The 25,044-nt window shown below is 60.1% G+C and carries 23 protein-coding genes, 1 tRNA gene and 1 pseudogene; 11 read left to right on the forward strand and 14 right to left on the reverse strand.

Annotated features, from left to right (window positions below):
• The first annotated feature begins 95 nt into the window (after nucleotides 1-95).
• On the forward strand, nucleotides 96-884 hold the full coding sequence (locus ACOOHD_RS10665) for a DUF547 domain-containing protein (RefSeq protein WP_420457862.1): 789 nt from the start codon (nucleotides 96-98) through the stop codon (nucleotides 882-884).
• Nucleotides 885-992: 108 nt separating this feature from the next.
• Here the strand turns inward: ACOOHD_RS10665 and ACOOHD_RS10670 are convergent, their stop codons facing one another.
• The 5 genes from ACOOHD_RS10670 to ACOOHD_RS10690 form a co-directional block, all read right to left on the reverse strand.
• Complete coding sequence (locus tag ACOOHD_RS10670; protein WP_420457863.1) at nucleotides 993-1,286, reverse strand: GIY-YIG nuclease family protein; 294 nt, start codon at nucleotides 1,284-1,286, stop codon at nucleotides 993-995.
• A 41-nt stretch (nucleotides 1,287-1,327) separates the two neighbouring features.
• A tRNA-Met gene (locus ACOOHD_RS10675) sits at nucleotides 1,328-1,401 on the reverse strand.
• Between the two features lie 42 nt (nucleotides 1,402-1,443).
• Nucleotides 1,444-2,406, reverse strand: coding sequence for a methylenetetrahydrofolate reductase [NAD(P)H] (gene metF, locus ACOOHD_RS10680; protein WP_420457864.1), 963 nt, complete (start codon nucleotides 2,404-2,406; stop codon nucleotides 1,444-1,446).
• A gap of 225 nt (nucleotides 2,407-2,631) precedes the next feature.
• Complete coding sequence (locus ACOOHD_RS10685) at nucleotides 2,632-3,711, reverse strand: ATP-binding protein (protein WP_420457865.1); 1,080 nt, start codon at nucleotides 3,709-3,711, stop codon at nucleotides 2,632-2,634.
• A 50-nt stretch (nucleotides 3,712-3,761) separates the two neighbouring features.
• Nucleotides 3,762-4,271 carry a DUF6702 family protein gene (locus tag ACOOHD_RS10690; protein ID WP_420457866.1) on the reverse strand — a complete coding sequence of 170 codons (510 nt, stop codon included), beginning with the start codon at nucleotides 4,269-4,271 and terminating at the stop codon, nucleotides 3,762-3,764.
• A 107-nt stretch (nucleotides 4,272-4,378) separates the two neighbouring features.
• Between ACOOHD_RS10690 and ACOOHD_RS10695 the strand changes: the two genes are divergently transcribed.
• Together ACOOHD_RS10695 and ACOOHD_RS10700 are read left to right on the forward strand one after the other, a co-directional pair.
• Nucleotides 4,379-4,690 (forward strand): hypothetical protein, encoded by a 312-nt coding sequence (locus tag ACOOHD_RS10695; protein WP_420457867.1) that lies wholly within the window; start codon nucleotides 4,379-4,381, stop codon nucleotides 4,688-4,690.
• Nucleotides 4,683-5,084, forward strand: a complete 402-nt coding sequence (locus ACOOHD_RS10700; RefSeq protein ID WP_420457868.1) for a PIN domain-containing protein — start codon at nucleotides 4,683-4,685, stop codon at nucleotides 5,082-5,084. Before ACOOHD_RS10695 ends, ACOOHD_RS10700 begins: the two co-directional genes overlap by 8 nt.
• Nucleotides 5,085-5,114: 30 nt before the next feature.
• On the opposite strand, the gene ACOOHD_RS10705 is transcribed toward ACOOHD_RS10700, so the two are convergent.
• Together ACOOHD_RS10705 and ACOOHD_RS10710 are read right to left on the reverse strand one after the other, a co-directional pair.
• A complete protein-coding gene (locus ACOOHD_RS10705; RefSeq protein WP_420457869.1) occupies nucleotides 5,115-6,443 on the reverse strand; it encodes a M56 family metallopeptidase in 1,329 nt (442 codons plus the stop codon).
• Nucleotides 6,440-6,784, reverse strand: a pseudogene (locus ACOOHD_RS10710) (BlaI/MecI/CopY family transcriptional regulator); the annotation flags it as partial. The gene ACOOHD_RS10705 and the pseudogene ACOOHD_RS10710, both read right to left, overlap by 4 nt.
• A 139-nt stretch (nucleotides 6,785-6,923) precedes the next feature.
• Between ACOOHD_RS10710 and ACOOHD_RS10715 the strand changes: the two are divergent.
• From ACOOHD_RS10715 to ACOOHD_RS10735, 5 genes are all read left to right on the forward strand, one after another.
• Entirely contained in the window at nucleotides 6,924-7,244 is a 321-nt protein-coding gene (locus tag ACOOHD_RS10715; RefSeq protein WP_420457870.1) for a hypothetical protein, read from the forward strand.
• Between the two features lie 38 nt (nucleotides 7,245-7,282).
• Nucleotides 7,283-9,103 carry a DNA mismatch repair endonuclease MutL gene (gene mutL / locus ACOOHD_RS10720; protein ID WP_420457871.1) on the forward strand — a complete coding sequence of 607 codons (1,821 nt, stop codon included), beginning with the start codon at nucleotides 7,283-7,285 and terminating at the stop codon, nucleotides 9,101-9,103.
• Between the two features lie 103 nt (nucleotides 9,104-9,206).
• Nucleotides 9,207-10,073 carry a rhomboid family intramembrane serine protease gene (locus tag ACOOHD_RS10725; RefSeq protein ID WP_420457872.1) on the forward strand — a complete coding sequence of 289 codons (867 nt, stop codon included), beginning with the start codon at nucleotides 9,207-9,209 and terminating at the stop codon, nucleotides 10,071-10,073.
• Nucleotides 10,074-10,156: 83 nt separating this feature from the next.
• Entirely contained in the window at nucleotides 10,157-11,167 is a 1,011-nt protein-coding gene (locus ACOOHD_RS10730) for a rhomboid family intramembrane serine protease (protein WP_420457873.1), read from the forward strand.
• A 9-nt stretch (nucleotides 11,168-11,176) separates the two neighbouring features.
• A complete protein-coding gene (locus ACOOHD_RS10735) occupies nucleotides 11,177-12,220 on the forward strand; it encodes an endonuclease/exonuclease/phosphatase family protein (protein WP_420457874.1) in 1,044 nt (347 codons plus the stop codon).
• A 4-nt stretch (nucleotides 12,221-12,224) separates the two neighbouring features.
• Here ACOOHD_RS10735 and lpdA read toward each other — a convergent pair whose 3' ends face one another.
• The 3 genes from lpdA to ACOOHD_RS10750 form a co-directional block, all read right to left on the reverse strand.
• On the reverse strand, nucleotides 12,225-13,628 hold the full coding sequence (gene lpdA / locus ACOOHD_RS10740) for a dihydrolipoyl dehydrogenase (protein ID WP_420457875.1): 1,404 nt from the start codon (nucleotides 13,626-13,628) through the stop codon (nucleotides 12,225-12,227).
• Between the two features lie 67 nt (nucleotides 13,629-13,695).
• Nucleotides 13,696-14,862 (reverse strand): PSP1 domain-containing protein, encoded by a 1,167-nt coding sequence (locus ACOOHD_RS10745; protein ID WP_420457876.1) that lies wholly within the window; start codon nucleotides 14,860-14,862, stop codon nucleotides 13,696-13,698.
• A 92-nt stretch (nucleotides 14,863-14,954) separates the two neighbouring features.
• Complete coding sequence (locus tag ACOOHD_RS10750; RefSeq protein ID WP_420457877.1) at nucleotides 14,955-16,160, reverse strand: ATP-binding protein; 1,206 nt, start codon at nucleotides 16,158-16,160, stop codon at nucleotides 14,955-14,957.
• Between the two features lie 82 nt (nucleotides 16,161-16,242).
• On the opposite strand from ACOOHD_RS10750, the gene ACOOHD_RS10755 reads away from it, so the two are divergent.
• Nucleotides 16,243-17,058: a universal stress protein gene (locus ACOOHD_RS10755; protein ID WP_420457878.1), complete on the forward strand. Its 816-nt coding sequence runs from the start codon at nucleotides 16,243-16,245 to the stop codon at nucleotides 17,056-17,058.
• A gap of 193 nt (nucleotides 17,059-17,251) precedes the next feature.
• Nucleotides 17,252-18,346, forward strand: a complete 1,095-nt coding sequence (locus ACOOHD_RS10760; protein WP_420457879.1) for a quinone-dependent dihydroorotate dehydrogenase — start codon at nucleotides 17,252-17,254, stop codon at nucleotides 18,344-18,346.
• Nucleotides 18,347-18,442: 96 nt separating this feature from the next.
• Here the strand turns inward: ACOOHD_RS10760 and ACOOHD_RS10765 are convergent, their stop codons facing one another.
• From ACOOHD_RS10765 to ACOOHD_RS10780, 4 genes are all read right to left on the reverse strand, one after another.
• The gene (locus ACOOHD_RS10765) at nucleotides 18,443-18,820 is read right to left on the reverse strand and encodes a GxxExxY protein (protein ID WP_420457880.1); all 378 of its coding nucleotides are present in this window, start codon (nucleotides 18,818-18,820) and stop codon (nucleotides 18,443-18,445) included.
• 207 nt (nucleotides 18,821-19,027) lie between these two features.
• Complete coding sequence (locus ACOOHD_RS10770) at nucleotides 19,028-19,948, reverse strand: DUF6089 family protein (RefSeq protein WP_420457881.1); 921 nt, start codon at nucleotides 19,946-19,948, stop codon at nucleotides 19,028-19,030.
• Between the two features lie 127 nt (nucleotides 19,949-20,075).
• Entirely contained in the window at nucleotides 20,076-22,301 is a 2,226-nt protein-coding gene (locus ACOOHD_RS10775) for a DUF5916 domain-containing protein (RefSeq protein WP_420457882.1), read from the reverse strand.
• Between the two features lie 39 nt (nucleotides 22,302-22,340).
• Nucleotides 22,341-23,033: a DUF2490 domain-containing protein gene (locus ACOOHD_RS10780; RefSeq protein WP_420457883.1), complete on the reverse strand. Its 693-nt coding sequence runs from the start codon at nucleotides 23,031-23,033 to the stop codon at nucleotides 22,341-22,343.
• Nucleotides 23,034-23,137: 104 nt separating this feature from the next.
• On the opposite strand from ACOOHD_RS10780, the gene ACOOHD_RS10785 reads away from it, so the two are divergent.
• Nucleotides 23,138-25,036, forward strand: a complete 1,899-nt coding sequence (locus tag ACOOHD_RS10785; protein ID WP_420457884.1) for a sulfatase-like hydrolase/transferase — start codon at nucleotides 23,138-23,140, stop codon at nucleotides 25,034-25,036.
• Nucleotides 25,037-25,044 lie beyond the last annotated feature (8 nt).

Here is a 25,044-nt window from a genome sequence, read left to right on the forward strand (position 1 = left end):
CCGCTAACGGTATCAACTGTCGCCCAACGGCCTAGTCATACAATCCGCCGAGCAAAACATAACCGTAGGTGTTGGGAATGCATAAGCCATCCTGTATGCCCCGTATCCTTTCCGCGCTCGCTGTTCTGCTGCTCCTCTCCACCTGCGGTCGCTACCAGCCGACGACCGGTGCGGGATCCGATATCGATCCTAACGCCTTGAGCGAACGGTTCCTCGCTGGGCTAAAAGCAGGTGAAGAGGTATCCAATGAGGTGGATCAACTGGCCGAGCTCGACCCCGGCGCCCTGGCCGGCGCACTAGACACCCGGGACAAGCGGCTCGCCTTCTGGGTCAACACCTACAACGGCATGGTACAGTACCTACTGACCCGAGACCCCTCCCTCTACGACGACCGCAGCAGCTTCTTTAGCACTCCCAGCTTCACGGTGGCCGGGCGGGAGCTCAGCCCTAATGACATAGAGCACGGCATCATCCGCGGCGGGGAGAACCGATTGGGACTAGGCTTTATCCCACAATTCTTCCCCAATAAGTTCGAGCGCACCTTTCGTGTCAAGGGCGGTGACTCGCGCATTCACTTCGCCCTCAACTGCGGAGCCAGCGACTGCCCCCCGGTGGAGGTCTACCGCCCCGAGACTTACGATGAGCAGATCGACGCCCGGGTACGTAGTTACCTGGCGGATCACAGTGAGCTTAAGGAAGTGGATGGAGAGGAGATACTGGTCACCTCGCCCCTCTTCTCCTGGTTCAAGGGCGACTTTCGTGACCACGACGGCGTCGATGACTTCCTGGTCGACTACGGCGTCCTCGAAGAGGACAATAAGGACATCAAGCGCCAGTATGCCGACTACGACTGGACGCTGGAAACTGGCATCTGGGCGGAATAAAAAATGGACCGCCTCCGGAGGGAAACAGTCCATTCAAGTAGCGCGAGGGTGACTCCCCCGATAGCTATCGGGGCCGACCTCAGGATTATGAATCCTGCGCTCTCCTCGCTATGTATTTCTGTACCTCAACAACAGCTTTGTACGCATCTCGTCGTATTTGCGAAGGTTGTCAAGGTAGCGAGAGCTTTTCATGCGTTTAATGTGCTGTTCTACTTCTACTCCTTGCTTTCTTGATTCACAATCAAATACTAGCACCAACTGCCAAGGCACCCCTTTACTGGTGAAAGAGTTTCGCTTTAGCATGGCATTATGTTGTGCGAGTCTTTCCTCAGGTAACAACTCTGTGTTACCCACATAGTAGCGGTCTAGCTTCTCACTGAATAGAATATAGACGTGAACCATAACAAAAACTGCCTCCTCCGCACGGGGGAAGCAGAATGATGTAGCGCGAGGGTGACTTGAACACCCGACCTCAGGATTATGAATCCTGCGCTCTAACCGGCTGAGCTACCGCGCCAAATCGTGTAAGCGGCCGCAAATATAGGCCGCTTGGTACAAATTACGCCACCTTTTCGGCGATCGCGTGGATCGTGGAGCTATCGCCCATGGTGTAGTAGTGCAGACAGGGGGCGCCACGCTCCTTGAGTTCTTTGCTCTGGGCCGTACACCACTCGATGCCGGCCTGGGTGCGTGCTTCGGCCGTTTTGGCCTTGGTGATCTCGCAGACCAGATCGTCCGGTAGGTCAACGTGGAAGAGCCGGGGCAGGGAATTAAGCTGGTAAAGCTTGGTGACGGGTTTGAGGCCCGGTACGATGGGCACGTCGATCCCTACCTTCCGGCAGGCGTCTACGTACTCGAAGTACTTGTCGTTGTCGAAGAACATCTGGGTGACGATGTAGTCCGCGCCGGCCTCCACCTTGGCCTTCACGTAGCGTAGGTCGTGCTCCAGGTTAGCCGCCTCGAAGTGCTTTTCCGGGTAGCCGGCCACACCCACGCAGAAGTTGGTCTTACTGACGTGCTCGTCCTTGACCAGCTCATCGAGGTAGTGCCCTTCGTTCATGCACACGATCTGCTCTACGAGCTCGGAGGCAAAGTTGTGGCCGTCTTTTTCCGGCACAAACCGCCCTTCGAACTTACGGGCGTCGCCTCGCAGCGCCAGTACGTTCTGCACGTCGAGGAAGGCCAGGTCTATGAGGGCGTTTTCCGTTTCCTGCTTGGTGAAGCCACCGCAGAGCATGTGCGGCACCGCATCCACCCCGTAGCGATGCATGATAGCCGCGCAGATGCCCACCGTGCCGGGCCGCTTGCGAATGGCCGTCTTTTCGTAGTACCCACTGGGCCGCTTCTTGTATACGTACTCCTCCCGGTGGTAGGTTACGTCAATGAAGGGCGGCTTGAACTCCATGAGCGGATCGAGGGTATCGAAGATGGCCTGCATGCTGCCGCCCTTGAGGGGAGGGAGGACTTCGAAGCTGATGAGGGTTTGGCCTTCGGCCTGTTCAAAATGCTCGGTCACACGCATAGAAATAGATCGCTTCGCTTGGTAGACGCCCCGATAGCTATCGGGGCTGGTTAGACCCTACGGGGTAGACCCCTTCGGGGGTAGACGCTTCGCTGGTTAGACGGGATGCAAAGCTACAAAGCAATCCAGGGTAAATTTGGTTGCATGAATGTCGGTCTAACCAGCAAAGCGTCTAACCAGCCGAAGGCGTCTACCCGGCGTCAGCCGGTCTACCCGCGTAGCGGTCTACCCTCGCAGCGCAGCGTAGAGGTCTTCATACTCCTTCCGGTTCCGCATCACCACATCCAGATACTCCCGCCATACCACCCCGTCCTGCTCCTGGTCCTTCACCACGGCACCCGCCAGGCTGGCGGCCAGGTACTCGGCCTCGATGTCGCCGCTACCGAAGTGGTGACTCAGGGCCCGGCTCTGATTGACGACCGAGATCGCCTCGGCGGTTGACAACGTTGAGCTAGGTGACTTGAGCTGCGTCCGACCATCCTCCGTGCGACCGCTGCGTAGCTCGCGAAAAATGGTGACCAGCCGGGTGATCTCGGCGGCGGCATCCTGCTTCACCGGCGGTAGCTGCATGCGCTCGGCGGCGGCCAGACTGCGATCGGTCACGATACGTACCTCCTCCTCCAGCGTGGCCGGCAGTGGCATGACCACGGTATTGAAACGCCGCCGCAGCGCACTGGAAAGCTCATTCACCCCCCGGTCCCGGTCGTTGGCCGTAGCGATGACGTTGAAGCCGCGGCGCGCCTGCGTCTCCCGGTTGAGCTCGGGGATAGGCAGGATCTTTTCGGAAAGCACCGTGATCAAGGCATCCTGCACGTCGCTCGGTATCCGCGTCAGTTCCTCGATACGTACTAGCTTCCCCTCCCGCATACCCACCATGATGGGCGAGGGTACCAGTGCCGCCTCGCTAGGCCCCTCGGCCAGTAGCCGGGCGTAATTCCAACCGTAGCGTAGCGCATCCTCGCTCATCCCGGCCGTGCCCTGCACCAGCAGCGTCGACTGTCCGCTGATGGCCGCCGTCAGGTGCTCGCTTACCCAGGTCTTGGCCGTGCCCGGCACGCCCACCAGCAGCAGCGCCCGGTCCGTCACCAGGCTGGCCACCGCTACCTCGATCAGCCGCCGGTCGCCGAAGTACTTCGGGGTGATCTCCGTGCCGTCCTCCAGCGTATCGCCCATGATGTAGCGCACCACGGCGCGGGGACTGAGCCGCCAGCCGCCAGGTTTCGCGCCGTTGTCCGCTGCTTCCAATGCCTTCAGCTCATGCACATAGGCCGTCTCCGCGTGGGGTCGTAATATGTCTTGTTCCATAGTTTCTCTTCTCGTCGGCCGAGTCTCCTATACTCCTGTCCCTCGTCCGCCTACTCCTGTCCCTCCATCCGCAACTCTCCCCCCTCCCTACCCCGCCCCATCAGCAAGGTCCCCAGCCGCTCCTCCCCCGCGTAGACCTTCACGATATTTTTCTGATCGGCGTAGTACTCCGTCAGCACACTGTTTTGCATACGCACCTCCCGGGCCGGCTCCACCCCCTCGGCTGCCAGGTAGATCCAGAGCCCGTGCAGGTCATCCTCTAGCTCCCAGCCTACCAGATTCACCGGTAGCGGCGCTCCGTTCCAGTCGATCCCGAAGTGCTTGTCCAGGTAGGCCGTCAGGTAGCGCTCGCTTTCGGGGTTTTCCTCTTCCGTTCCGAGTTCCAGGAGGGGAGCCCCGGCATCCTGCATAGCCAGTTCCAGGTCATCGACGAAGACGTGCATCTCCACCTGTACCTGTTGCCGCTCGGCTACGTAGCGGACGTTGGTTTTGCTGACGTGGTAGTCGTGGGCGGGGCCGCCGGTGCCGATGAGGGTGATTAGGAACAGCAGGAGAGTCATAGTCGGAGGGTAGTAAGCCGTTGAACGCTTGCCAAGCGTCCAACGGCTAAGGAACTTCCCCGTAGGGCCGCTCGTTGTAACTTAGTCACAAAACTACGCCATTCGCCATGGGAATATCGATTGAGAAAAGCTGGCTGGATACCATCCTAGCCTTGTCTAGTAAGGAAAAATTAGAGTTGATCGATATGATCAACGGAAGTATAGGTTCTGGTGATCTTACATCCGATGAACCTGCAATGGCAACCTCAAGCAGGCGCTATGGCAATGCTATCCCAGCAGCTGAACTATCGGAAGCCGAGCGACTCGAAGTGATGAGGCGGCTAGAAGGTGCCTGGAAAGATTCGACTCCAGATGACCTTGCAGAACAGATTATCAATAGCCGCTCCCTTTCCGGTCGAGAAATCAATTTAGATGACTAGCTATCTGTTAGATACCGACATCTGCATACTTTTTCTCCGGGGCAAGTATGGGATAGGAGATAAAATTATGCAGATCAGAGCCTCTAATTGCTACGTATCGGACATCACCCTTGCTGAATTACATTATGGAGCGTTTAAAAGCTCGAACTTCGAACGTCACAAGCATGATGCCAATGAGATTGCCAGTTTTGCTACCGTACTGTCTATAAGCGACTCGCTTCAGTTGTACGGAAAGGAACGCGCGCGTCTAGAAGCAATTGGGCGACCGATTCACGACTTCGACCTCCTCATCGCCACCACCGCCCTACACCACGGCATGACACTGGTCTCAAACAACACCAAGCACCACGCCCGGGTAGCCGACCTCCAGCTAGCAAACTGGGTCACCTCCTGACGCATTGCACCCGCGCCCGCGCCGCCTACCCTACTCCTTTTGGGGGGGATCTTCCGGAAAGAACACCACGCTAAACTGGATCACTGCGGGTACGGCAGTCCCCCCCTGCATAGCCGGTTGGAAGGCACCGAGGGTACGGATCGTACGCGCCACCTCTTCCGCAAAGGCGGTATTGATAGCACTCACATTGATATCACCGCCCTGTCCCGCGCCGATGACACTAAGGGTGTTATTTTCGGATAACTGCTCCATCGGCAGGACGATACGGGTGGTCAGATCGGTAAGCTCGCCGGTGGCCGAAAGGGAGATCGTGGCCAACACTTTGCCAAGCTCGTTCCGTGCCAGCTCCTGCTGCGGGTAGCGAATCTCCTGGTACATCGCCTCCATAAAACTAGGATAGCGATCGTCCCGGAGTTTGGGTGCATTCGCCTGGAACTGCAAAGCCTCGATGCCAAAGGGCACGGCTTCGGCGGCGACCTCCAGCGGGGGTTGGGTCAATTCCTGACTGCATGCCACCAGTAAGCCGGCGAGTAGAATTACCAGTACAGTCCACTTGCCGTAACCGAACGGGCGGGCCGTCGTCTCTCGTTGTAAATACATGATACGCTTCTTTAGGGGGGATGAAAATAAACCCGACACCAAGCGCGGTGACAGGGCGACTTGAAGTAATTGCAGTCCATACACGTGGGCGGGAAGCTGCCCGATGACTACCCGGTCCGCCTCGTATTCGTGCAGACTAGTGAGCAGACGGGTGAATACCCATTGCAGGGGATGGAACCATAAAACGATATTCCCAAGCAGGAGAAACAGCCGTTCCCTATCATGGCCTGCGTCCAGGTGAGCGGCTTCGTGAAGCAGCGCGGATTGCTCCACCGCTGGGTCAAGCTTGGTAGGCAGGTAGATACGTCCACGCACTGCGTACGGCGTCTTCACATGTTGGCTCTTGATGACCTGATAGCCACGGTATACCACGGGTGCCACCGGGCGGGGCCGCAGGTGCGCAAGTAACCGCAGCACCGCGACCACCCCACTCCCCATAGCTCCGGCCAACCAGACGTGGGTGAGGATGGTGGACCACGTCCAGTAGGAAGGAGCAACCGCAGTGGGCTGCTGCACAACAGTAGCGGGGGCCAAGTAACCCATCAGCTCACCGGGTAGTCGAGCGGCGGCGGGCATACTGGAACCCAGATCGATGGATGGCAGTACCGGAAGCACAAGGCCGAAGATCCACGCCAACAACAGGTAGCGGCGGTGGGTAGTCCAGTCGTGCGTGCTACGGAAAGCCAGCAGGTAATAAATTAGCAGGACGGACCAGACTACGGTGCCTTCAATCAGTAGGTTTATCAGCGTGGCACTCACTCCTCCTCCAGTTGACGGACCAGCTCACTGAGCTCGTCCAGGCTCAAGTTCTCATCTTTAACTAGATAGCTCACCGCCGCCGCCCCCGAGCCCCCGAAGAAGCGCCGTACCAGCCGCCCCAACCGCTGCCGCCCGTAGGCCTCCCGACTGATCGCGGGCGTGTACACGAAGGTGCGACCGTACTGCCGGTGGGTGACGAAGCCCCGCTCGTCGAGGGCCAGGATGAGGGTGGAGATGGTGGAGTGAGCCGGGAGCTTACCGGACTGGGCCTGCACGGCGCGGCGTAGGTCGGCTACGGTACACTCGCCGAGCAGCCAGACGTGCTGCATGAGGTCTTCCTGGGCGCGGGTTAGTTTTGCATGGTTTAGGTTTAGCCGTTGGACGCTTCAGAAGCGTCCAACGGCTAGCCACTAATGCAGATGCGCTATGCATCTATTTGACCGCTAAGGCGTTATATCTTTCCCCAAAACGCGACGTCCCATGGCATTTCTCCGCCTCTTCAAGACCCCCAAGGCCCAACAGTTCTCCTATAAGCCCCGGTACTGGGATCCTAAAAAGGAAGAAGCCGAAGAACGGCGGCTGCGCATTGAGACGCTGCAGAACGGCGGCGTGGAGGGCATGAAGCAACGCCTGCGCGGTGGCTTCCGCCAGGGTGCCGGTGGTGAGGCGGCCGGTCGCTACCGCAACGAGCGGGTAGCGAAGTCGAACTACTCCCTGGTCATTATCATGGTGGTGCTGGTAGTAATTAGCTACCTGCTCATTCAGGTGTACTTCCCCGATCTGGAGCAGCTGCTCGGCTAAATAGTCCGTAGTTTGCCTCCGAACCCCCTGACCCAGTTATGACGGACAATCTCGTCCAGCTACTTCCCGATGCCATTGCTAACCAGATCGCCGCCGGTGAGGTCATCCAGCGGCCGGCCAGCGTGGTCAAGGAACTGGTGGAGAATGCCGTAGACGCCGGGGCCGACGAGATCACCCTTATCGTCAAGGATGCGGGCAAGACACTCATTCAGGTCGTCGACAATGGCTGCGGGATGTCCGAGACCGACGCCCGCATGTCGCTTGAGCGTCACGCTACCAGCAAACTGCGTACAGCCGAGGACCTCTTCACCCTTCACACGATGGGCTTTCGCGGTGAGGCCCTGGCCAGTATTGTAGCCATCGCCCAGCTAGAGCTCAGGACCCGCCGGGCCCCCGACGATCTCGGCACCCGCCTGGTCGTGGAAGGCTCCGAGGTCATCACCCAGGAGCCGGTGGCCGCCCCGCCGGGTACCAGTATGGCGGTGCGTAACCTATTCTACAACGTACCGGCCCGCCGCAATTTCCTTAAGTCCGATTCCGTCGAGCTGCGACACATCCGTGAGGAGTATATCCGCATCGCCCTGGCCCACCCCTCGGTGCGCTTCGAGCTCTACGTCGACGACCGGCTCGACCTGAGTCTGGCGGCCGGTAAGCTACGCCAGCGCATCATCGCCGTGTTCGGCAAGAAATACCGCGACCTGCTCGTACCCATCGAAGAGGCCACCGACATCCTCCGTATCGGGGGCTACGTCGGCAAGCCCGAGGCGGCACGTAAGACCAAGGTGGGGCAGTTCTTTTTCATCAATGACCGCTACATCAAGTCGAGCTACCTGCACCACGCGGTCACCATGGCCTACGACGAGCTGCTGGGCAAGGATACCTACCCCTTTTACGTCATCTTCCTGCAGATCGACCCGGCACGCATTGACGTCAACGTCCACCCCACCAAGCAGGAAATCAAGTTCGAGGACGAGCGCCTAATCTACAACTACCTTAAGGCTACCATCCGCCACGGGCTGGGCCGGGCCAGCATCATGCCTACCATCGATTTCGAGTCCGATAACCCCTTTTCGCCCTCACGTACTAGCATCCAGACCGTACCCAGTCAGCCCGACACCGGCGAGGCCCTACCCAGTAAGATGAATAGCGACACACCCCGCAGCGAGGCGCAGCGGCACGCTAACAACCTTAAGCACTGGGAGACGATGTACCAGGACCTCACGGTCGATACCAACACCGGCGAGATTCTCCAGAGTCGCCTGGGCCGCGAGGAGGACGAGGGGGCTCCCCCCACCCAGGGCCGCGCCCCCTACCAACTGCACCACCGCTACATCGTCAGTGCCATCAAGAGCGGCTGGATCCTGGTCGACCAGCAGGCCGCCCACGAGCGCATCCTCTACGAGGGCTTCCTCCACACCCTGCGCGAGAAACCGGCGGCTACCCAACAGTCACTCTTTCCTCAGACCATCGACCTGGCCCACGCCGACGCCGAGCTCATGCAGTCCCTACTTCCCGAGCTTAACCAACTCGGCTTCGACCTGGAGGCTTTTGGTGGTGGTAGCTTCATTGTGCGCGGCATCCCCGCCGAATTGGCCGACCGCAACAGCGAGCTCGATCTGCTGGAAGGCCTGCTCGAACAGTACAAGACCAACGTAGACCTCCAGAGCGACGGCCACGAACGGCTGGCTAGGGGTCTTGCCCGCGCCGCGGCCATCAAGCGTGGTACCGCCCTAGACGAGGCCGAGATGCGTAGCCTCATCGACCGGCTCTTCGCCTGCAGCCAGCCCCGTATGGCGCCCAACGGCCGCAAGTGCTACGTGCGCTACGAGCTGGCGGAGGTGGAGCGGCTCTTCGCCTAACCGTTGGACGCTTTTAAAGCGTCCAACGGTTTACGCTAGAAGCGTCCAACGGTTTACAACCGGGCGCTATGTTAGTCGGTTTCCCCCTAAACCACCCGTCCGGATGCCGCCGCTGACCCCCATCGTAAAGAACCTGCTCATCATCAACGTAGCGGTCTTTGCGATTTTCTTTTTGTTACCTAATCTCGGCATCCCCGTCGGTCAGTGGTCGGATTTTGTCGCTCTCCACTACCCCACCAGCGAGCGGTTTCACCCCATTCAGCTAGTCACCCACTTTTTCGTGCACGGGGGACTGACCCACATTTTTTTCAATATGTTCGGCCTGTTCATGTTCGGGCCACTGCTGGAGATGCGCTACGGGCCGCGCCGCTTCCTGATCCTGTACCTGGCTGCCGCCGCCGGGGCCGTCGCCCTACACTTCGGCTTCACCTGGTTTCAACTCGGGCAGATGCAGGAGCAGCTCCAGGCCTTCCAGCAGGACCCTACCCTGGCCCACTTCAACGACTTTTTTGGCCGGCTCAATACCAAGGGCCTCAGTATGGACAACGGCCAGCGCGTAAGCACCGTCGTGGCCAATATCCAGAACGAGCTCGTCCTACGCACCGGCGACCCCGCCCAGGCCCTGCGCGACGGAGTGGGCATGATGCAGGAGTACATCGACTACCAGCGCAACATCCCCATGGTGGGAGCCTCAGGTGCGATCTACGGTATCGTCGGCGCCTTTGCCATCCTGTACCCTGACTTTAAACTGGCGCTCATCTTCCTGCCCATCCCCGTCAAAGCGCGCTACTTCGTACCGGTCATCCTGGCCGTGGAGGTCTTCCTGGGCTTCATGCAGTTTAGCTGGGACCCCATCGCGCACTGGGCCCACATCGGGGGGGCGCTTACGGGGGGGCTACTGGCCTATCTTTGGTACCGCAGTGACCCGCCGGCCGGGGCCCAGCGGTGGGACCGTGGCGTACCGCGCTAAATTCGTAGTTTGTAGGCCTTTATCCGCGGGGCGGTAAATCTTTTTAGCCACCAAACGTTTTTAAGGGCGAAGCCGCCACCGTTATGCTACAATCCATCTGGGACGACATCCGCCGCGAGTTCGACTATGGCAACATGGTCAACCGGATCATCATCGTCAACGTGGCCGTGTACCTGGTGATTAACCTGACTTGGGCGGGGCTGAGTCTCCTCAACGGGCAGTCGACGCCGGAGTCGTACTACGACGTTGTCCACTTCTTCGCGATCTCCAACTCGGGCTGGCACATGCTTACCCATCCCTGGACGGTGCTCACCCACATGTTCCTGCACGAGGGCTTCTGGCATATCCTGTTCAATATGCTGTGGCTCTTCTGGTTCGGCCGCATCTTCGGGGATTTACTGGGCGATCGGCGGGTGCTTCCACTCTATATTTTGGGCGGGCTCGCGGGTGCAGTGTTTTTCTTTCTGGGCGCCAGTCTGACCGGATTTGCGGGCGATGGGACCATCAACCACTACGCCCTCGGGGCCAGCGCCGCGGTGATGTGTATCGTGGTAGCCACCGGCGTGTTTGCCCCCGACTACAGCATTCGACTGCTTTTCCTGGGCAACGTACGCATCAAGTACATCGTCGCCTTCGTGGTGCTGATGAACGTGATCAGCCTCGGCAACAGTGTCAATACCGGCGGCACCGTCGGTCACCTCGGTGGTATTGCGATGGGCTTCCTTTTTACCTGGTACCTAAAGCGGGGTACCGACCTGACTACGCCCATCCAGTCTACCCTCATCGGCGTGCAGAACCTCTACCACAGCATGCTGAGCCCGAGCAAGGACCACCCCAAGCGCGGCCCCCACGCCGCCTTTCGCGGCGGCCGCTCGGTGAAGGAAACGGCTACTACCAAGGAGCGCCCCGGCTTCGTGCGCCGGGCGGGCGGAGCGGCTAAGTCTAGTAGTGGTAGGAAGTCAGTGATCCTGGATAGCGAGGCTAGCCACCAGGAGCAGCTCGATGCTATCCTCGACAAGATCAAGGAACGGGGGTACAACAGTCTGAGTAAGGAGGAAAAGGAATTCCTGTTTCAGGCCAGCAACCGCGGCTAGCGCTGGGGCATGAGTCGTCTCCTCACTTTTCTTGGTAACTTCATTGTCTTGGCCACGGGCTTCGGACTACTGGCCCGCTACGTCTCTCCCCATACCTTTTGGCCCCCGGCCGTGGTGGCGCTGCTGCTACCCTTACTCCTGCTCTTTACGCTACTCTTCGCCCTACTGCAGCTGCTCCGTGGCCGGTGGCGCACGGCGGTGTTTCCCGCACTCGTACTGTTGGGTGCCGTGCCGATCCTGGGTAGACTCTTTGCCTGGCCGGAACCCGCCCCCACCCTGCCGCCCGACTCCCCCACGCTGACCCTCCTTACCGGCAACCAGCGCTTCTTCCGCTCCGCCGACGGCACCGATGCCGACACCAGTCGCGTAGGCCGTACCTTTCGTAAGTACAACGTCGATGTCGCTCTACTCCAAGAAGTACGCACAACCAGGTACCGGGTTGACTACATTTCCCAAATACAGTCGGCCGATCACCTAAGGCAACGACACCAAAAGGAGGGTACACTGATCGCTACCTACGGCACCGCGCCCGAGCCCGTCAGTGCTAATTTCTCGGAGCCTAACGAATACAACGGATTCATCGTCACCGACCTGCCCACTCCCATCGGCAAGCTGCGCATCATCAATGCCCACCTGGAAACCAACAAGATTAGCAACCTGGCCGAGGACATAGGCGGTGGCAGTAGATCCTTCGGCGACCGCTTGGAAACCTTCGGTCGCATGCTCGCCGGGTACAGCCGGGCCACTCGGGTCAGGGCCCAGCAGGCCGATGCCATCCGCACGGCGGTGAACGAAAGCCCCTACCCCGTTATCCTGGGGGGCGACTTCAACGATGTCCCCTCCTCCTATACCTATAATCAGATCCTGTCGCCGCGGCTGCGTGATGCCTGGTCGGATCGGGGTTCGGGGCTTGGGGCCACCTTCACCGGCCCCTTACCGGGACTGCGCATTGACTACTTTTTAGTCGATACGAGCCTGACCATCGTGGACATCGATCGGCTCGCTCCGCAGTGGTCGGATCACCGGCCGTTACGGCTTACGGTAGCGCGGTAGTATACTACACATGCAGCGCCCGATCACCCGTAGCCGCCAGGGCAGCCTCCCGGAAGGCCTCCGTATACGTCGGGTGTGCATGACTCATCCGCGCAGCATCCTCCGCACTAGCGCGGAACTCCATCAGCGCCACGGCCTCCGAGATCATATCGGCGGCGCGGGCTCCGACCATGTGCACGCCCAGAATCTCGTCGGTCTCGGCATCGGTGAGCACCTTGACCATGCCCTCCGTATCGGTACTGGCCCGGGCACGGCCCAGCGCCTTGAAGGGAAACTTGCCGGACTTGTAGTTCAAGCCGGCCTCCTTGAGTTCTTCCTCGGTCTTGCCAACGGCGGCCACCTCGGGCCAGGTATAGACGACGCCAGGGATGAGGTTGTAGTCTACGTGAGGGTCCTGACCGGCGATCTTTTCGACCACGTAGATACCCTCCTCCTCGGCCTTATGGGCGAGCATGGCACCGCGGATGACGTCGCCGATCGCGTAGATGTGGGGCACGTTGGTCTGCAGGTGTTCGTCGACGGCAACGCGACCCTTTTCGTCGACCTCGACGCCGGCCTTATCGAGGCCGAGGTTTTCGGTGTACGGGCGGCGGCCGATGGCTACGAGGCAGTAGTCGTATTCTTTGGTAGTCACCTCCCCATCGCTCTGCTTCTCGAATGTGACCGTTGCACCGGCGGCCCCGCCCTGAACGTCCGTCACCTTGTATTTGAAGAAGAAGTTGAGGCCGATCTTTTTGAGGGCGCGGGTGAGTTCCTTGGAGCAGTCCTTGTCCATGAGGGGCAGGATGCGGTCCTGGAACTCAATGACGTCGACCTCCGTGCCGAGGCGGCCGAAGACGCTGCCCAGCTCCAGTCCGATGACGCCGCCGCCGATGATGGCCATGCTCTTGGGTACCTCGGTGATATTGAGGGCCTCGGTGCTGGTGATGACGCGCTGCTTGTCGTAGTGAAACGCCTCGGGCGTAATAGGTTTGGAGCCGGTGGCGATGACGAAGTGCTCGCTGCTGAGGTCCTTATCCTCCCCCTCGTTCATGGCCACGTGGAGGGTATGGGGATCGGTGAAGCTGCCGTGGCCGTAGAAGACCTCGATCTTGTTCTTTTTCATCAGGAACTCTACGCCCCTGACGGTCTGCTCCACGACCTCGTCCTTCCGCTTGATCATCTGCGGCATGTTGACCTGGAGATCCTTGACGTCGATGCCAAAATCGGCAAATTTGTCGTGGGCCGTGTGGTAGTGCTCGGTGGCGTCGAGCAGGGCTTTGGAGGGGATGCAGCCTACGTTGAGGCAGGTGCCGCCGAGGCTGTTGTACTTCTCTACGATGGCGGTGCGCAGGCCAAGCTGGGCGGCACGGATGGCGGCCACGTAGCCGCCGGGGCCGCTACCGATGATGGTGACGTCGAAATCCATGGGGTCTGGGGTGAAGGGGTTAGGGGGCTAAGGTGTAAAGGAGTTAAGGGTGTAAAGGCGTAATGGGCTACTCCGGTTTTTTCTTGGAGTCGCGGCGGCGGTTACGGCTATTCTTGCTGCGGCGTTTGTTACTTTTATTTTTGGGCTTCTCGCCCGGGGAACTGTCGGCGTTACCACCACTTTTTGGCTTACGGCCACTGCCGCTCCGGCTACCGGACTTCTTCTTTTTCCGACGGCGCTTTTCGGTGGGTAGCTCGACGGCTCCGGTGACGTCTTCGTACTCAAACACCTCTTCCTTGGTTTCGATCACCTCCTGGAAGCCCTGTAGGTCGGCGGGTTGCTTGCCGGCCTTATTGAGGGCCAGGATCTCGTGCACCTTCTCGACGGGGATGGGTAGGAGCACGCCGCGGTTTTCCTTGTAGGTGTAGTACATCAGGCCCTTAAAGATGTCGGTCTTGATGAGGATGCCCAGGCCGGCGTCGGTGCGTAGCTTATCGGCCTTTTTGGGGAAGGCCTCCAGGGCTTCCATGTAGGTATCGAGCTCGTAGTTGAGGCAGCACTTGAGCCGCCCGCACTGTCCGGAGAGCTTGCTCTGGTTGATGGCAATATTCTGGTAGCGGGCCGCGGCGGTGTTGACGCTGTGAAAGTCGCTCAGCCAAGTCGAGCAGCAGAGCTCGCGACCGCAACTGCCGATACCGCCGATGCGGCCGGACTCCTGGCGGGGACCGATCTGCCGCATCTCGATCTTCACCCGCAGCTGGTGACTGAACTGGCGCACGAGCTCGCGGAAATCAACGCGGCTATCGGCCGTGTAGTAGATGGTAGCCTTGCGGCAGTCGCCTTGATACTCCACATCGGTCACCTTCATGGGCGAGTGGTTGGTACGGGCGATGGCGCGGGCCTTGATCAGGGCGGGAAACTCCAGTTTACGGGCCTCGTGCATCCTCTCCAGGTCGCGGTCATTGGCCTTACGCAGTACACTTTCGGTGACCTTAGCTTCCTTGACACCCTTCTTTTTGAGCTGCAGTAGCACCAGTTCGCCACTCAGGGAGATAGAGCCTACGTTGTAGCCGTTCTTGGTTTCGACGGCCACGTAGTCGCCGGTGTAGACCTGTAGTTCGGGCGGGGCGTGGTAGAAGTCCTTAGAGGCTCCGTCCTTAAAGGACACCTCGACGATATCGGTGGTATACGCATCGTCGACGCCCAGGTGGCTGAGCCAGTCGAAGGTGCTCATTTTATTACAGCTCCCGGTGCCGCAGTTGCCTTTGCTGCCGCAGCCCTGGGGGGTTCCGCAGGATGTACATCCCATGATTCGGTGATTTATGATTACGCACGGGCAGCAGCTGATTGGGCAGTGTCAGCAGGGGTAGGGGCCCCTGATGTAAGCCGGGTGCGGAGTAGGTGGTGGATGCGCAGACCGGCATCCAGAAACAGGATTTTCGGGTTGGCGTTGCGCTCGACGTGTTCGGCGCATTCGCTCAGGATCCCGGTGATACCCGCTAGTTGGTCATGGTCGACCAGGGGCAGCAGTTTGGTAGCGCTGGCTAGCTCCTCGGCCGGGAGGCGCACACCATTGTGTTGGTTTCCGGTGACTGACAGTAGCAGAAATTCCCGCCAGAAGTGTAGGCAGTACCGGATGAAGTGTTTCTGGGTTTCGCGGCCTAGCTTGGCGAACTCGTCGGTCCAGGCGATGAGCTGGCTGGGGCTGCCCTGGTAGCAGGCGCGCGTCCAGTCGAGTAGGCGGGGGCCGTGGGAGTCGGCAGTATCGCTATCGGCTAGCGACAGCGCCAGGTTGTAGTTACCGGCGGCCAGACGGGCGGCGGCGGTAGCGGCCGGGGCGGGGATGCCGCGGGCCTGGAGGGCGGTGGCCAGTTCGACGTCGGTGGGGGCGTTCAGCTTCGTGAGCCGGCAGCGACTTAGGATGGTAGTGAGGATGAGGTCGACGCGCTCGGATACCAAAAAAAAGATGGTGCGCTCGGGTGGCTCCTCGATCATCTTGAGTAGGCGGTTTCCCTCATTGCCGAGGTGCTCGGGTAGCCACACCAGCATGATCTTGTACTTGCCCTCGAAGATCTTCAGGCTAAGTTTGCGTAAGATACCGGCGCAGGCCTCGCGGGTGATGTTACCCTGTTTGTTTTCCGCCCCAATGCGCTGGAGCCAGTCGTTGGCTTCCTGGTAGGGGCTTTCCTTCAGGGCCTCACGCCACTGCGGCAGGAAGGGATCGCCGGTCATTTTCGAGCCTACCGTGGGAAAGGCGAAGTGTAGATCGGGGTGCACGGTGGTGCTGGTCTTGCGACAGGCCCGGCACCGGCCGCAACTGGTATCCCCCTCCGTACCCTGGCGGTCCTCGCATAGTAGGAGGTTGGCGACGGCCAGGGCGGCGGGCAGTCCGCCGGTACCGGCCGGGCTCACGATCAGGTTGGCGTGGGGCAGCCGGTCGGCGGCCGCCAGTTGCCGCAACTGTTCGAGGCCGGGGGATTGGTGGATGAGTTGGTGGAACTGCATGATGTGGAGGGCAAAGGTACGGCGCATAAGCGTCGGACGCTTTAAAGCGTCCGACGCTTAGCGCGAACCCGCGTCATTTGAAGTCGTTGTACCACAAACTCCCCTTACGATGAAAAAGATAATGGTCGCCACCGACTACTCCGAAAGCGCCAGTAATGCCGTGCAGTACGGGGTAAGTCTCGCCAATCACTTCGGCAGTGAGCTCTCGCTAGTCTCCGCCGTGGAGGAGCCCTATTCCGCCGCCGCCGGAGCGCTGGTCGACATCAAGGACCACATCCGTGAAGAAGCTATGGAGACCATGGGGAGGGTGAAGGAGGAAGTGACGCCGCAGCTCAGGAATGGTGCTACGGTCGATACCCACACCGTAGATGGTGACCCCGGCCCTACCATTACCCGCGTAGCGAAAGCGAAGAATTACGACCTGATCGTGATGGGCACTAAGGGCTCCACGGCCGCCCGCGAGCTCTTCACCGGCAGCGTAGCCAACTCCGTCATCAAGAACAGCAAACTACCCGTGCTAGCGGTGCCGGACGAGGTGGTCTTCCATGATTTTCGGCGGGTACTCCTCTCCGTCGATGAGCGTAAGCTGGCCGGTGTGCACGTCATCCAACCGCTGCTCGATCTAGTCAGGGCCTATGACGCCGAGCTCATCATCTACCACGGTGACAGCGACGGCGACGGTAAGGGCTACGACCCCCAGCTACCGACCTACCTGGCGGGGGTGAACCACCGGTTTGAGGTACGTAGCGGCGCTAAGGATGACGTAAGCGGTGGCATCCAGCAAGCCGTAAGGTCACACGATGCCGATCTGCTGGCGATGATCTACCACGACCACGGTTTTTTCGGCCGGCTGTTTAATGAAAGTACGGTGAGTAGGGTGGTGTTTGATAGCGCGGTGGCTTTGCTGGTGCTGCAAGATCATTAGGGTAGACCATCGCTGCGCGGTGGGTAGAGCCCTCGCTGACGCGTTCGGGCATAGACCGCTGCGCGGCTAGACCCTGCGGGATAGACTCGTCTCGCAGGCACGACAGCGGCAGCTCTACCCGCGCAGCGGTCTACCTCCGAACGCATAAGCGAGGAGTCTACCCCGGCCACAGGCCGCGGTCTATCTTTGCCCTATGTATCAGTTTCTAAAACCCCTCCTCTTCCGCCTCCCCCCCGAGCGCGCCCACGCCCTTACCGTGCAGGGGCTGGCCGCGACGCTGGCACTACCCGGCGTGAGTGAGGCATTTCGGGCGCGGTACCGCTTTGAGGATGCGCGACTGGAGACGGAGCTGTTCGGTATCCCTTTCCCAAATCCGGTGGGGCTTGCGGCGGGTTTCGATAAGGATGGGAAGTACTACCGAGATATGTCAAGTCTGGGCTTCGGCTTTCTGGAGCTGGGCACGGTGACGCCGCTGGCGCAGCACGGCAATCCGCAGCCGCGGCTATTCCGGCTACCGGTGGACCGCGCGCTGATCAACCGCATGGGCTTTAACAACGAGGGAGTAGAGGCGCTGGCGCGGCGGCTACTGCGCGACGGCCGGCCCGGTAAGGTGGTGCTGGGGGGTAATATTGGGAAGAATAAGGTGACCCCTAATGAGCAGGCGACGTCGGATTACGTGACCTGCTTTAAGCGGCTCTTTCCCCTAGTGGATTACTTTGTGGTTAATGTAAGCTCGCCGAACACGCCTAATCTGCGGGAATTGCAGGACCGGGAGCCGCTTACGGCGCTGCTTTCGACTCTACAGGGCCTTAACCTCGATCTAGCCCGCAGTGAGGGGCGGCAAACGGAGGAGCTCGGCACCCCGGGGGATCTCTGGCACCGGAAACCTATATTGCTTAAAATCGCTCCGGATCTCACCGACGGCCAGCTCGATGATATCCTGGCTATTGTGCGGGATACCGGTATTGCCGGGCTTATCGCTACCAATACCACTACTGCGAGGGAGCCGCTGGTCACGGATATTGAATCGGTAAAGGGGATTGGTAATGGTGGGCTGAGTGGAGCCCCGCTGCGGCGGCGGGCTACGGAAGTGATTCGTTATTTGTCAGACCGCAGTGGGGGGAATGTGGATATGGTGGGTGTGGGGGGGATCGATAGTGTCGAGGCTGCGCTGGAGAAATTTGCCGCTGGAGCGAAGTTGGTGCAGCTTTATAGTGGGATGGTGTATGCTGGGCCTGGTTTGGTGCGGGATGTGAAACTGGGCTTATTAGAAAGTCTAGGGGCCTAACGGCCCTAATGGGTAACCACCGAGCGGTCAGAAGGCCTAGCGGCCTTGGTTTTGAACCACAGAGTGCACAGAGGGCCACAGAGAAGGCGAGGCAGATTAGGTATCTTGTATGAAGCGTTTGATGCCATCCCGCATACGGTGCACGTTGAAATTCATGAGTAGCCCGACTGTCAAGCCTGACAGTCGGAGGTAAGCCAGTACCTGGGCGTGGTGTACCGGCTCTAGCTCTTTTACTGCTTTCAGTTCTAGTAACACTTGGTTCTCAACAATTATGTCTGCGCGGTATCCGTCTCCAAGTACTATGCCCCTATAGGTAAGGGGGATCCTAACCTGACTTATCGCACTGAAACCTCGCATTTGAAGTTCATGAACTAAACATTGTTCGTACGCAGATTCTAGAAGTCCAGGTCCTAGTTCGGTATGTACAGCAAACGCAGCTGCTCGGATCTCATAGGTAAGCTCATTCGTATTCATGGCCGCAAGGTCCAGCCTCTCACTCTACTATATGTGGAGTCGTGTTAAATGTGGGTCTGGTACACCACCGACACGCGTTTACAAAATGTAGCTGTAATACGAAGAATTGACCCATCGCAACCAGCATAACTATCACTACCCCTCTGTGTATCTCTGCGCCCTCTGTGGTTCAACAACCGCGCCGCAGGCGCCCGGGCCGCTAGGCCCCTACCCCCGGCGAGCCCGCTTCCGTTTAGCCGACTCCCGCCCCCGCTGCTTAGCCGCCCGCTTCTGCCGCCGCTTGGTCTTCCGATCCTTAGTCACCGTAGGACAGATCACATCACCGAAGTAGTAATTCAGGCCCAGCCCCAGGAAAAAATAGCGGTCGTTCACCGTAGCATCACCGCGCTGGGTGCCCTCCCGGTTGAGGCGGGGACCGCCATCCTCGGGCGGTAGACTGCGGTCGCTAAGGAAGAACGCCGCATCGCCGTTGTTGGCACGCAGGGCCACCGGGTCTGGGTACACCGTACTCACATCATCGAGGTAATCGGTGGTAGTGTTGCGCAGACTCAAATGGGCATCCATACTCCAGGCGTAGGAGAGATCCCAGCGGATACCGACGCCGTAAGCCAGGGCCAGCCCGAAGGGACTGTAACGATCACCCTGCCGCTGCCCCTCCGTACCCAGAGGACGCAAATTGACGCTCTGGCCCCCATCGGCGATCGTTTTCGGTACGTAGTGAAAGGCCGAAAAGCCCACAAAGGCGTAGGGCGTAAAGAAGTACTGCCGGCTCCCGTGGTAATAGGGTAGGAAATTGAACTCAAGCTGCCCGCTAAGCTCAGTAAGCCGCGTCTGGAAGCTCAGGTTGCGGATGCGCTCAAAGGTATTTTCGCTCTCGCTGTCGTAAGCCTCCACGCGGCCGTGGTTGAGGCTACCCCGCACAGCGATGCGGTGATTGAAGTTGTAGCGGGCCATCACGCCCCCGGCCAGGTTCGGATGGTTGAACCGGAACTGGGTGTTGAGGTCACCGAGGTAGAAGGAGCTACCGAGCCAGCCGCCCAGCTCCAGACCGCGCATCTGCAGTTGGGCGTGGGCAGAGAAGGAAAACAAGAAACAGAGGGTCAGTAGTCCGGAGGTAGCTAGCCGCATGTACAGAGGTGGAATGGCCTGCTTAACGCCGGAGTTCGGCGCTACGGTATGCAGGTGGGCGGGTTGGGGATTGGGGGCGACAAAGATAGGTGCTCGCTCGACTTGGCCCCGCACCTGCGGCCCCGCCCTAAAGATTTAGCCAGTAAGTGACTTTGGCTACTAGGGACCGGTTCTTGACGCCAAAGTCGAGGCTGTCGTAGTTGTCGGTGTAGACCAGGAAGAAGTCGCTCACCGGGGCAAAACGCCACTGCAGGCGGGCATTGACGTTGATGTTGTCAATCTGGTCGTTGTACTGTAAGAAAGTGGTGAGGAAGACCGACTTGGAGAAGGTGAAGTCGATACGCGGACCGATCAAGAACAGCGCCGTACTCGCGTAGGGCTCCGGCAGATCGAGGTAGGAATAGCTCACCCGCAGGTCGATGCTGCCGAAGGGCTGGTAGCGGTACTGGAGGTTGCCGGCGACGCCGTAGGACTGCCCGTTGAAAAACTGCCCGGCATCAACGCTGAACTCAGTGCTGAATTTGCGGCGGCGGTCGCTTCGGTAGTTGAGAAAACCGGCCCAGGCGCCGTAGCCTCGATTGCCGGGAAGTGGGGTGGCCCCGGTGCGGGAGGGGTCGAAATCGTCGAAAAGGTAGATATAGTTGTAGCCCCCGCCCAGACTCAGCTCGCTGGTGTTGGCGTAGCGCCACTCGTAGCCTACGGAGCCCGTGCGGTCGGTAAGCCCGTCGCCCGGCTGGAAGAAAGCGCGTAGCTCGGTGAAGGGACCCTTCGTGATTACATTGGGGTTTTTGGGGTAGTCGATGCGGGCCGCCTCCACCCCACTCGAGAAGTAGCCCCGCCGTGGCACGAAGCCCACCTCGGCGTTGAAGTCCTCCCCGACGTAGATGTGGTCGTACTGCACGTTCCAGTTGCGGTGGCGGTACTCGAGATTGAGCCCGTGGGTATAATCGTCGCCCCCCTCGTTGGCGGAAAAACTGCGGTGCACGAAGGTCTTACCGTTCCAGGCATTGTCGCGGGTGGCCAGGTTGTAGTCCAGGCCGACGACGCGGTTGAAGTCGGCGTTGGTCTCGGTGCTATCGCTGAAGTTGGTGAAGTTCTGCTTGTTGACGAAGATGCCGCCTACGTTGCTGCGCGCGCCCACCCGCTGCTGCAGGGCAGCCACGGTGTAGTTGAAGCTCGGTAGGCCCTGGTCGCGGTTATGGGCAGCCTGCATGTTGAGTAAGCCCACGCGGAGATCGTCGGTGAGCTTGCCGCTCAGGCGGGCCCCGAAGTAAATGGGGTTTTGGAGCCCCTCGCCCGTGGTGGTATCGCGCGTCACCCCGATGCGCCGGCTAAAAAACGGATTGGCCCGCTCGAAGCCAAAGCTGCCGAATAGGTCGGCGTTCTCCAGAAAAAACTGCCGCCGCTCCGGAAAGAAGACCTCGAAGCGGGTGGTGTTGATCACCTGCTGGTCCACCTCCACCTGGCTGAAGTCGGGGTTCACCGTCAGGTCTAGGTTCAGTCCGCTGCCGATGCCTACCTTAGCATCCCCCCCTACGTTGCCGTCGAAGTCGGTGGGGGTTTCGGCCTGGTAGTCGCGCCGCATGCTGCCCCCGGCGTAGGGGATCAGCACCAGGTTCTTCCCCTGGGCCTGCGGTGCTCCGCCCTCGAAGCGCAGGGCACCCATGTAGGCCAGGCTCATGATGGTTTGGTTCTGGGGGATGCGGTGCCAGGTCGAGCGGGTGTTGCTCTGGGTATCCATCCGGTAGCTATTGAAAAACCATTCGGCCGCGCCGCTGGGAAAACGTAGACTGGAGAAGGGGATGATCATCTCGCAGCTCCAGTAGCCATCGCCGATGTAGCTCTCGCCGCGCCACTTGTTGTCCCACTCCTCGCGGAAGTCATCGGTGCTTTCCCCTCCGTTATAAATGAGTGCCTCGCGGGTCACGCCGTAGGGGTTCATACCGAAGACGATGGCGTTGGTTTTGTCCCGAAAGGGGTTGAGCACGAAGGTGATGTTATCGTTGCCCCCGGCCCGGTAGTCGCGCCGCAGGCTCGGGATGATGTACTTATTACCGGGCGTGCGGCACAGGGCGGCTACGTAGAAGTTCTGGTCATCGTAGCCGAAATAAATTTCTGTGGGGTAGGCAGAGTGCTGGCGGTCGGTCGGGAAGGTCTCCCAGAAGTCCCGGGCCGGCTGCCCGTTCTGCCACTCCAGCTCGTCGAGCTTTCCGTCGAGCGTAATGCCCTCGCTAAAGCGCACGGCCGTAGCGGTCGGCGCCTCGTTGGCGGTCACCTCGTCGAAGGGGGCCTGGGCGGTAAGGGGGGCAGCCAGCAGCAGAAGCAGCAATAGACCGAATGGGGAGAAGTTCACGGGGCCCCAAGATAGGTGCTTCCCCCTCACTTTAATGCACTACCAGCTGTGGTGGGCGCTGAGTTGTAGCTGATTTTTATTCCATACCGCCGTCGTCTGGTTCATCCATCCCAATTGCACCCGCAGCCGGTCGGTGAGTCCGTAGCCCAGCCCCAGGTAGGTCCGGTTGCGGTCGTAGCGCTCGACGCTGCGTCCGCCGCCGATGTTCGTCTGCCCGTTGATGAACACCTCGTTGTACAGCGCCAGGTAGAGGGTACGCCTGGCCAGTTCCGGCTGATTGAGCGCCACGTTCACGAAGATGTTGTAGCGGTAGCGGGTACGGAAGTCCTGCCCCTCCACGAAGCGCTGCTCGTAGCGGAAGCGGTGCGTCAGGTACACCCGCGTACCGATCTTTTGGGGCAGTAGCGCTTCCTGGTATATCCGGTTCTCCTGACTTCTGTCGTTACTATCCCCCGGCACCCCCGAGGCCACGTAGGCGTAGCCCAGCGTGAATTTGACCTTGCTTTCCGGCAGCAGGTAGGTCAGTCCGTTACGCAGCAGCAGTTGCTCCAGATCACCGCCCAGGTCCCAGAACCGAAACTGCGCATCCCCCTGCACGCCGAAGGGCCCGTCTCCGAATTGGGCGGTGTAGAAGTACATGTACCAAGCCCCGAGTTGGTCTTCCGGCACGGATTGGGCGCGGGCGGAGAGGCTACCGGCAAGGGTAAGGAGGAGCAGTACGGTACGTAACATAAGCTCAATAGTACGGCGTCTTTACAGCATAGCTAGGGTGCGGGCGGGGCCGCAGGTGCAAGCTGGATCGCGTACCTTCCCCCGTACAACGCTCCCCTCCCCGTATGTCCCTGCGCGCTATTCTACTTTCGGTCAATTTACTAGCCACCCTACTCCTCTCCGCCGAGGGACAACCTTCGCAGCGCCCCAACATTCTCTGGATCACCGTCGAGGACATCAGTCCCCACCTGGGCTGCTACGGCGATGACTACGCCTACACCCCCACCCTAGACACCCTGGCTGCCCACGGACTGCGCTTCACCAACGCGTACGCCTCGGCCTCGGTCTGCACGCCGGCTCGCTCCTCCATCATCACCGGCCGCTACGCCAGCACTCTGGGCAGTCAGCACCTACGCGGAGAAGTGCCACTGAGCGAGGAAGTGGACTGCTTCACACAGGACCTCCGCGCCGGTGGCTACCACTGCGCCAACTTCAACAAGACCGACTACAACTTCCCGGTCCCCGCCGCAGCTTGGGACCATAACGGAAGCACCACTTACGACTCGCTAGTAAGCCACTACCTCACGGAGCTGCCCCGCGATACCCCCTTTTTCTGCGTATTCAACATCTTCGATACCCACCAGAGCCAGACGCGCTACGATAGTACGGAACTGCGCCGGGTAAATGACCTGCTGCCCCCGCAGGCGCGCCATAATCCCGACCTAGCCCCACTACCCCCCTATTACCCCGACACCCGGGAGGTGAGAAGCAACGTAGCCGCCCTGCACACCCAGATCACCCGGATGGACCGGCAGGTCGCCGAGATCCTCCACCAGCTCGATAGCGCCGGACTGGCCGACAACACCATCATCCTCTTCTACTCCGACCACGGCGACGGGCTACCCCGCCACAAGCGCTGGCTCTACCACTCCGGCACCCGAGTACCGATGATCGCCTACTTCCCTCCGCAGTACCAGGACCTGGCCCCCGCCGCCCCGGGGGAATCCATTACCGACTTGGTCAACTTCATCGACCTAGCCCCCACCACCCTCGCCCTAGCCGGACTGGAAGTACCCGCAGCGCTCCCCGGCACCGTCTTTCTCGGCCCCGACCGCGGCGAGCGCCCCTACACCTTTGCCATCCTGGACCGCATCGACGAGGTCTACGAGTTCAGCCGCTCGGTCAGCGACGGCCGCTACCAGTATCTGCGCCACTTCGAGTCCAACCGCCCGCAGATGCAGTGGAGCAACTATTCAGAGATCACGCCTATCCGCCAGGAGCTTCGCCGGCTCCACGCACTCGGCGAACTCGACAGCCTCACCGGCTGGCTCATGGCCGACCGTAAGCCCGTCGAGGAGCTGTATGACCTGGCCACCGACCCTTACCAGGTACACAACCTAGCCACCGATCATGATCACCAGCAGCGCCTACGGGAAATGAAGACGGCACTCTTCGATTGGATGATCGCCAGCCGCGACCTCTCCCTCCTCCCCGAGCCCTACGTGCGCGAGTTAGCCGGCGACCGCTCACCTATGGATGTGTTTGCCGATACCGCGCTGTTCCCCGTGGCACGCATTCTTTCCGTAGTGGACCTAAAGGGCCGGGGCGTGGAGCACTTCGATAGACTTACTGCTGGCCTATCAGATCCGCAGCCGGCCATTCGCTACTGGTCGGCGCGGGGGCTGGCGGTGCTGGATAGTACCGCAGCCCAGTCGGCCATCCCAGCCCTAAAGGATTTACTATCTGATGAAGTAGTTAGCGTTCGTATCGCTGCGGCGGAGGCCCTACTCCACCTCGGTCACGGCGAAGCAGCCATAGCTTCCCTCGGAGAGGCACTACAACATCCAGATATCATCACCCGGATCTATGCGGCTATCGGTCTGCTTGGTTTGGACCGGGTACCCACTGCCTTTCAGCCCTACGTCGCCGCCTGCCGCGCCGACCCTCCTAGCCGGATCGACGATGCGAACTTTGTGACCTACCTGCGGGATGCATTGGTGCGGGTGGAGGGGCGGTACAAGTAGGTTTGAGT

The organism is Neolewinella sp., assembly GCF_965214665.1.
GTDB lineage: Bacteria > Bacteroidota > Bacteroidia > Chitinophagales > Saprospiraceae > Neolewinella.

Bases quoted from the DNA above. Each gene is read 5' to 3' on its own strand.
- ACOOHD_RS10665 (WP_420457862.1), top strand. From the start codon at position 96: ATGCCCCGTATCCTTTCCGCGCTCGCTGTTCTGCTGCTCCTCTCCACC.
- ACOOHD_RS10670 (WP_420457863.1), bottom strand. From the start codon at position 1,286: ATGGTTCACGTCTATATTCTATTCAGTGAGAAGCTAGACCGCTACTAT.
- metF (WP_420457864.1), bottom strand. From the start codon at position 2,406: ATGCGTGTGACCGAGCATTTTGAACAGGCCGAAGGCCAAACCCTCATC.
- ACOOHD_RS10685 (WP_420457865.1), bottom strand. From the start codon at position 3,711: ATGGAACAAGACATATTACGACCCCACGCGGAGACGGCCTATGTGCAT.
- ACOOHD_RS10690 (WP_420457866.1), bottom strand. From the start codon at position 4,271: ATGACTCTCCTGCTGTTCCTAATCACCCTCATCGGCACCGGCGGCCCC.
- ACOOHD_RS10695 (WP_420457867.1), top strand. From the start codon at position 4,379: ATGGGAATATCGATTGAGAAAAGCTGGCTGGATACCATCCTAGCCTTG.
- ACOOHD_RS10700 (WP_420457868.1), top strand. From the start codon at position 4,683: ATGACTAGCTATCTGTTAGATACCGACATCTGCATACTTTTTCTCCGG.
- ACOOHD_RS10715 (WP_420457870.1), top strand. From the start codon at position 6,924: ATGGCATTTCTCCGCCTCTTCAAGACCCCCAAGGCCCAACAGTTCTCC.
- mutL (WP_420457871.1), top strand. From the start codon at position 7,283: ATGACGGACAATCTCGTCCAGCTACTTCCCGATGCCATTGCTAACCAG.
- ACOOHD_RS10725 (WP_420457872.1), top strand. From the start codon at position 9,207: ATGCCGCCGCTGACCCCCATCGTAAAGAACCTGCTCATCATCAACGTA.
- ACOOHD_RS10730 (WP_420457873.1), top strand. From the start codon at position 10,157: ATGCTACAATCCATCTGGGACGACATCCGCCGCGAGTTCGACTATGGC.
- ACOOHD_RS10735 (WP_420457874.1), top strand. From the start codon at position 11,177: ATGAGTCGTCTCCTCACTTTTCTTGGTAACTTCATTGTCTTGGCCACG.
- lpdA (WP_420457875.1), bottom strand. From the start codon at position 13,628: ATGGATTTCGACGTCACCATCATCGGTAGCGGCCCCGGCGGCTACGTG.
- ACOOHD_RS10745 (WP_420457876.1), bottom strand. From the start codon at position 14,862: ATGAGCACCTTCGACTGGCTCAGCCACCTGGGCGTCGACGATGCGTAT.
- ACOOHD_RS10750 (WP_420457877.1), bottom strand. From the start codon at position 16,160: ATGCGCCGTACCTTTGCCCTCCACATCATGCAGTTCCACCAACTCATC.
- ACOOHD_RS10755 (WP_420457878.1), top strand. From the start codon at position 16,243: ATGAAAAAGATAATGGTCGCCACCGACTACTCCGAAAGCGCCAGTAAT.
- ACOOHD_RS10760 (WP_420457879.1), top strand. From the start codon at position 17,252: ATGTATCAGTTTCTAAAACCCCTCCTCTTCCGCCTCCCCCCCGAGCGC.
- ACOOHD_RS10765 (WP_420457880.1), bottom strand. From the start codon at position 18,820: ATGAATACGAATGAGCTTACCTATGAGATCCGAGCAGCTGCGTTTGCT.
- ACOOHD_RS10770 (WP_420457881.1), bottom strand. From the start codon at position 19,948: ATGCGGCTAGCTACCTCCGGACTACTGACCCTCTGTTTCTTGTTTTCC.
- ACOOHD_RS10780 (WP_420457883.1), bottom strand. From the start codon at position 23,033: ATGTTACGTACCGTACTGCTCCTCCTTACCCTTGCCGGTAGCCTCTCC.
- ACOOHD_RS10785 (WP_420457884.1), top strand. From the start codon at position 23,138: ATGTCCCTGCGCGCTATTCTACTTTCGGTCAATTTACTAGCCACCCTA.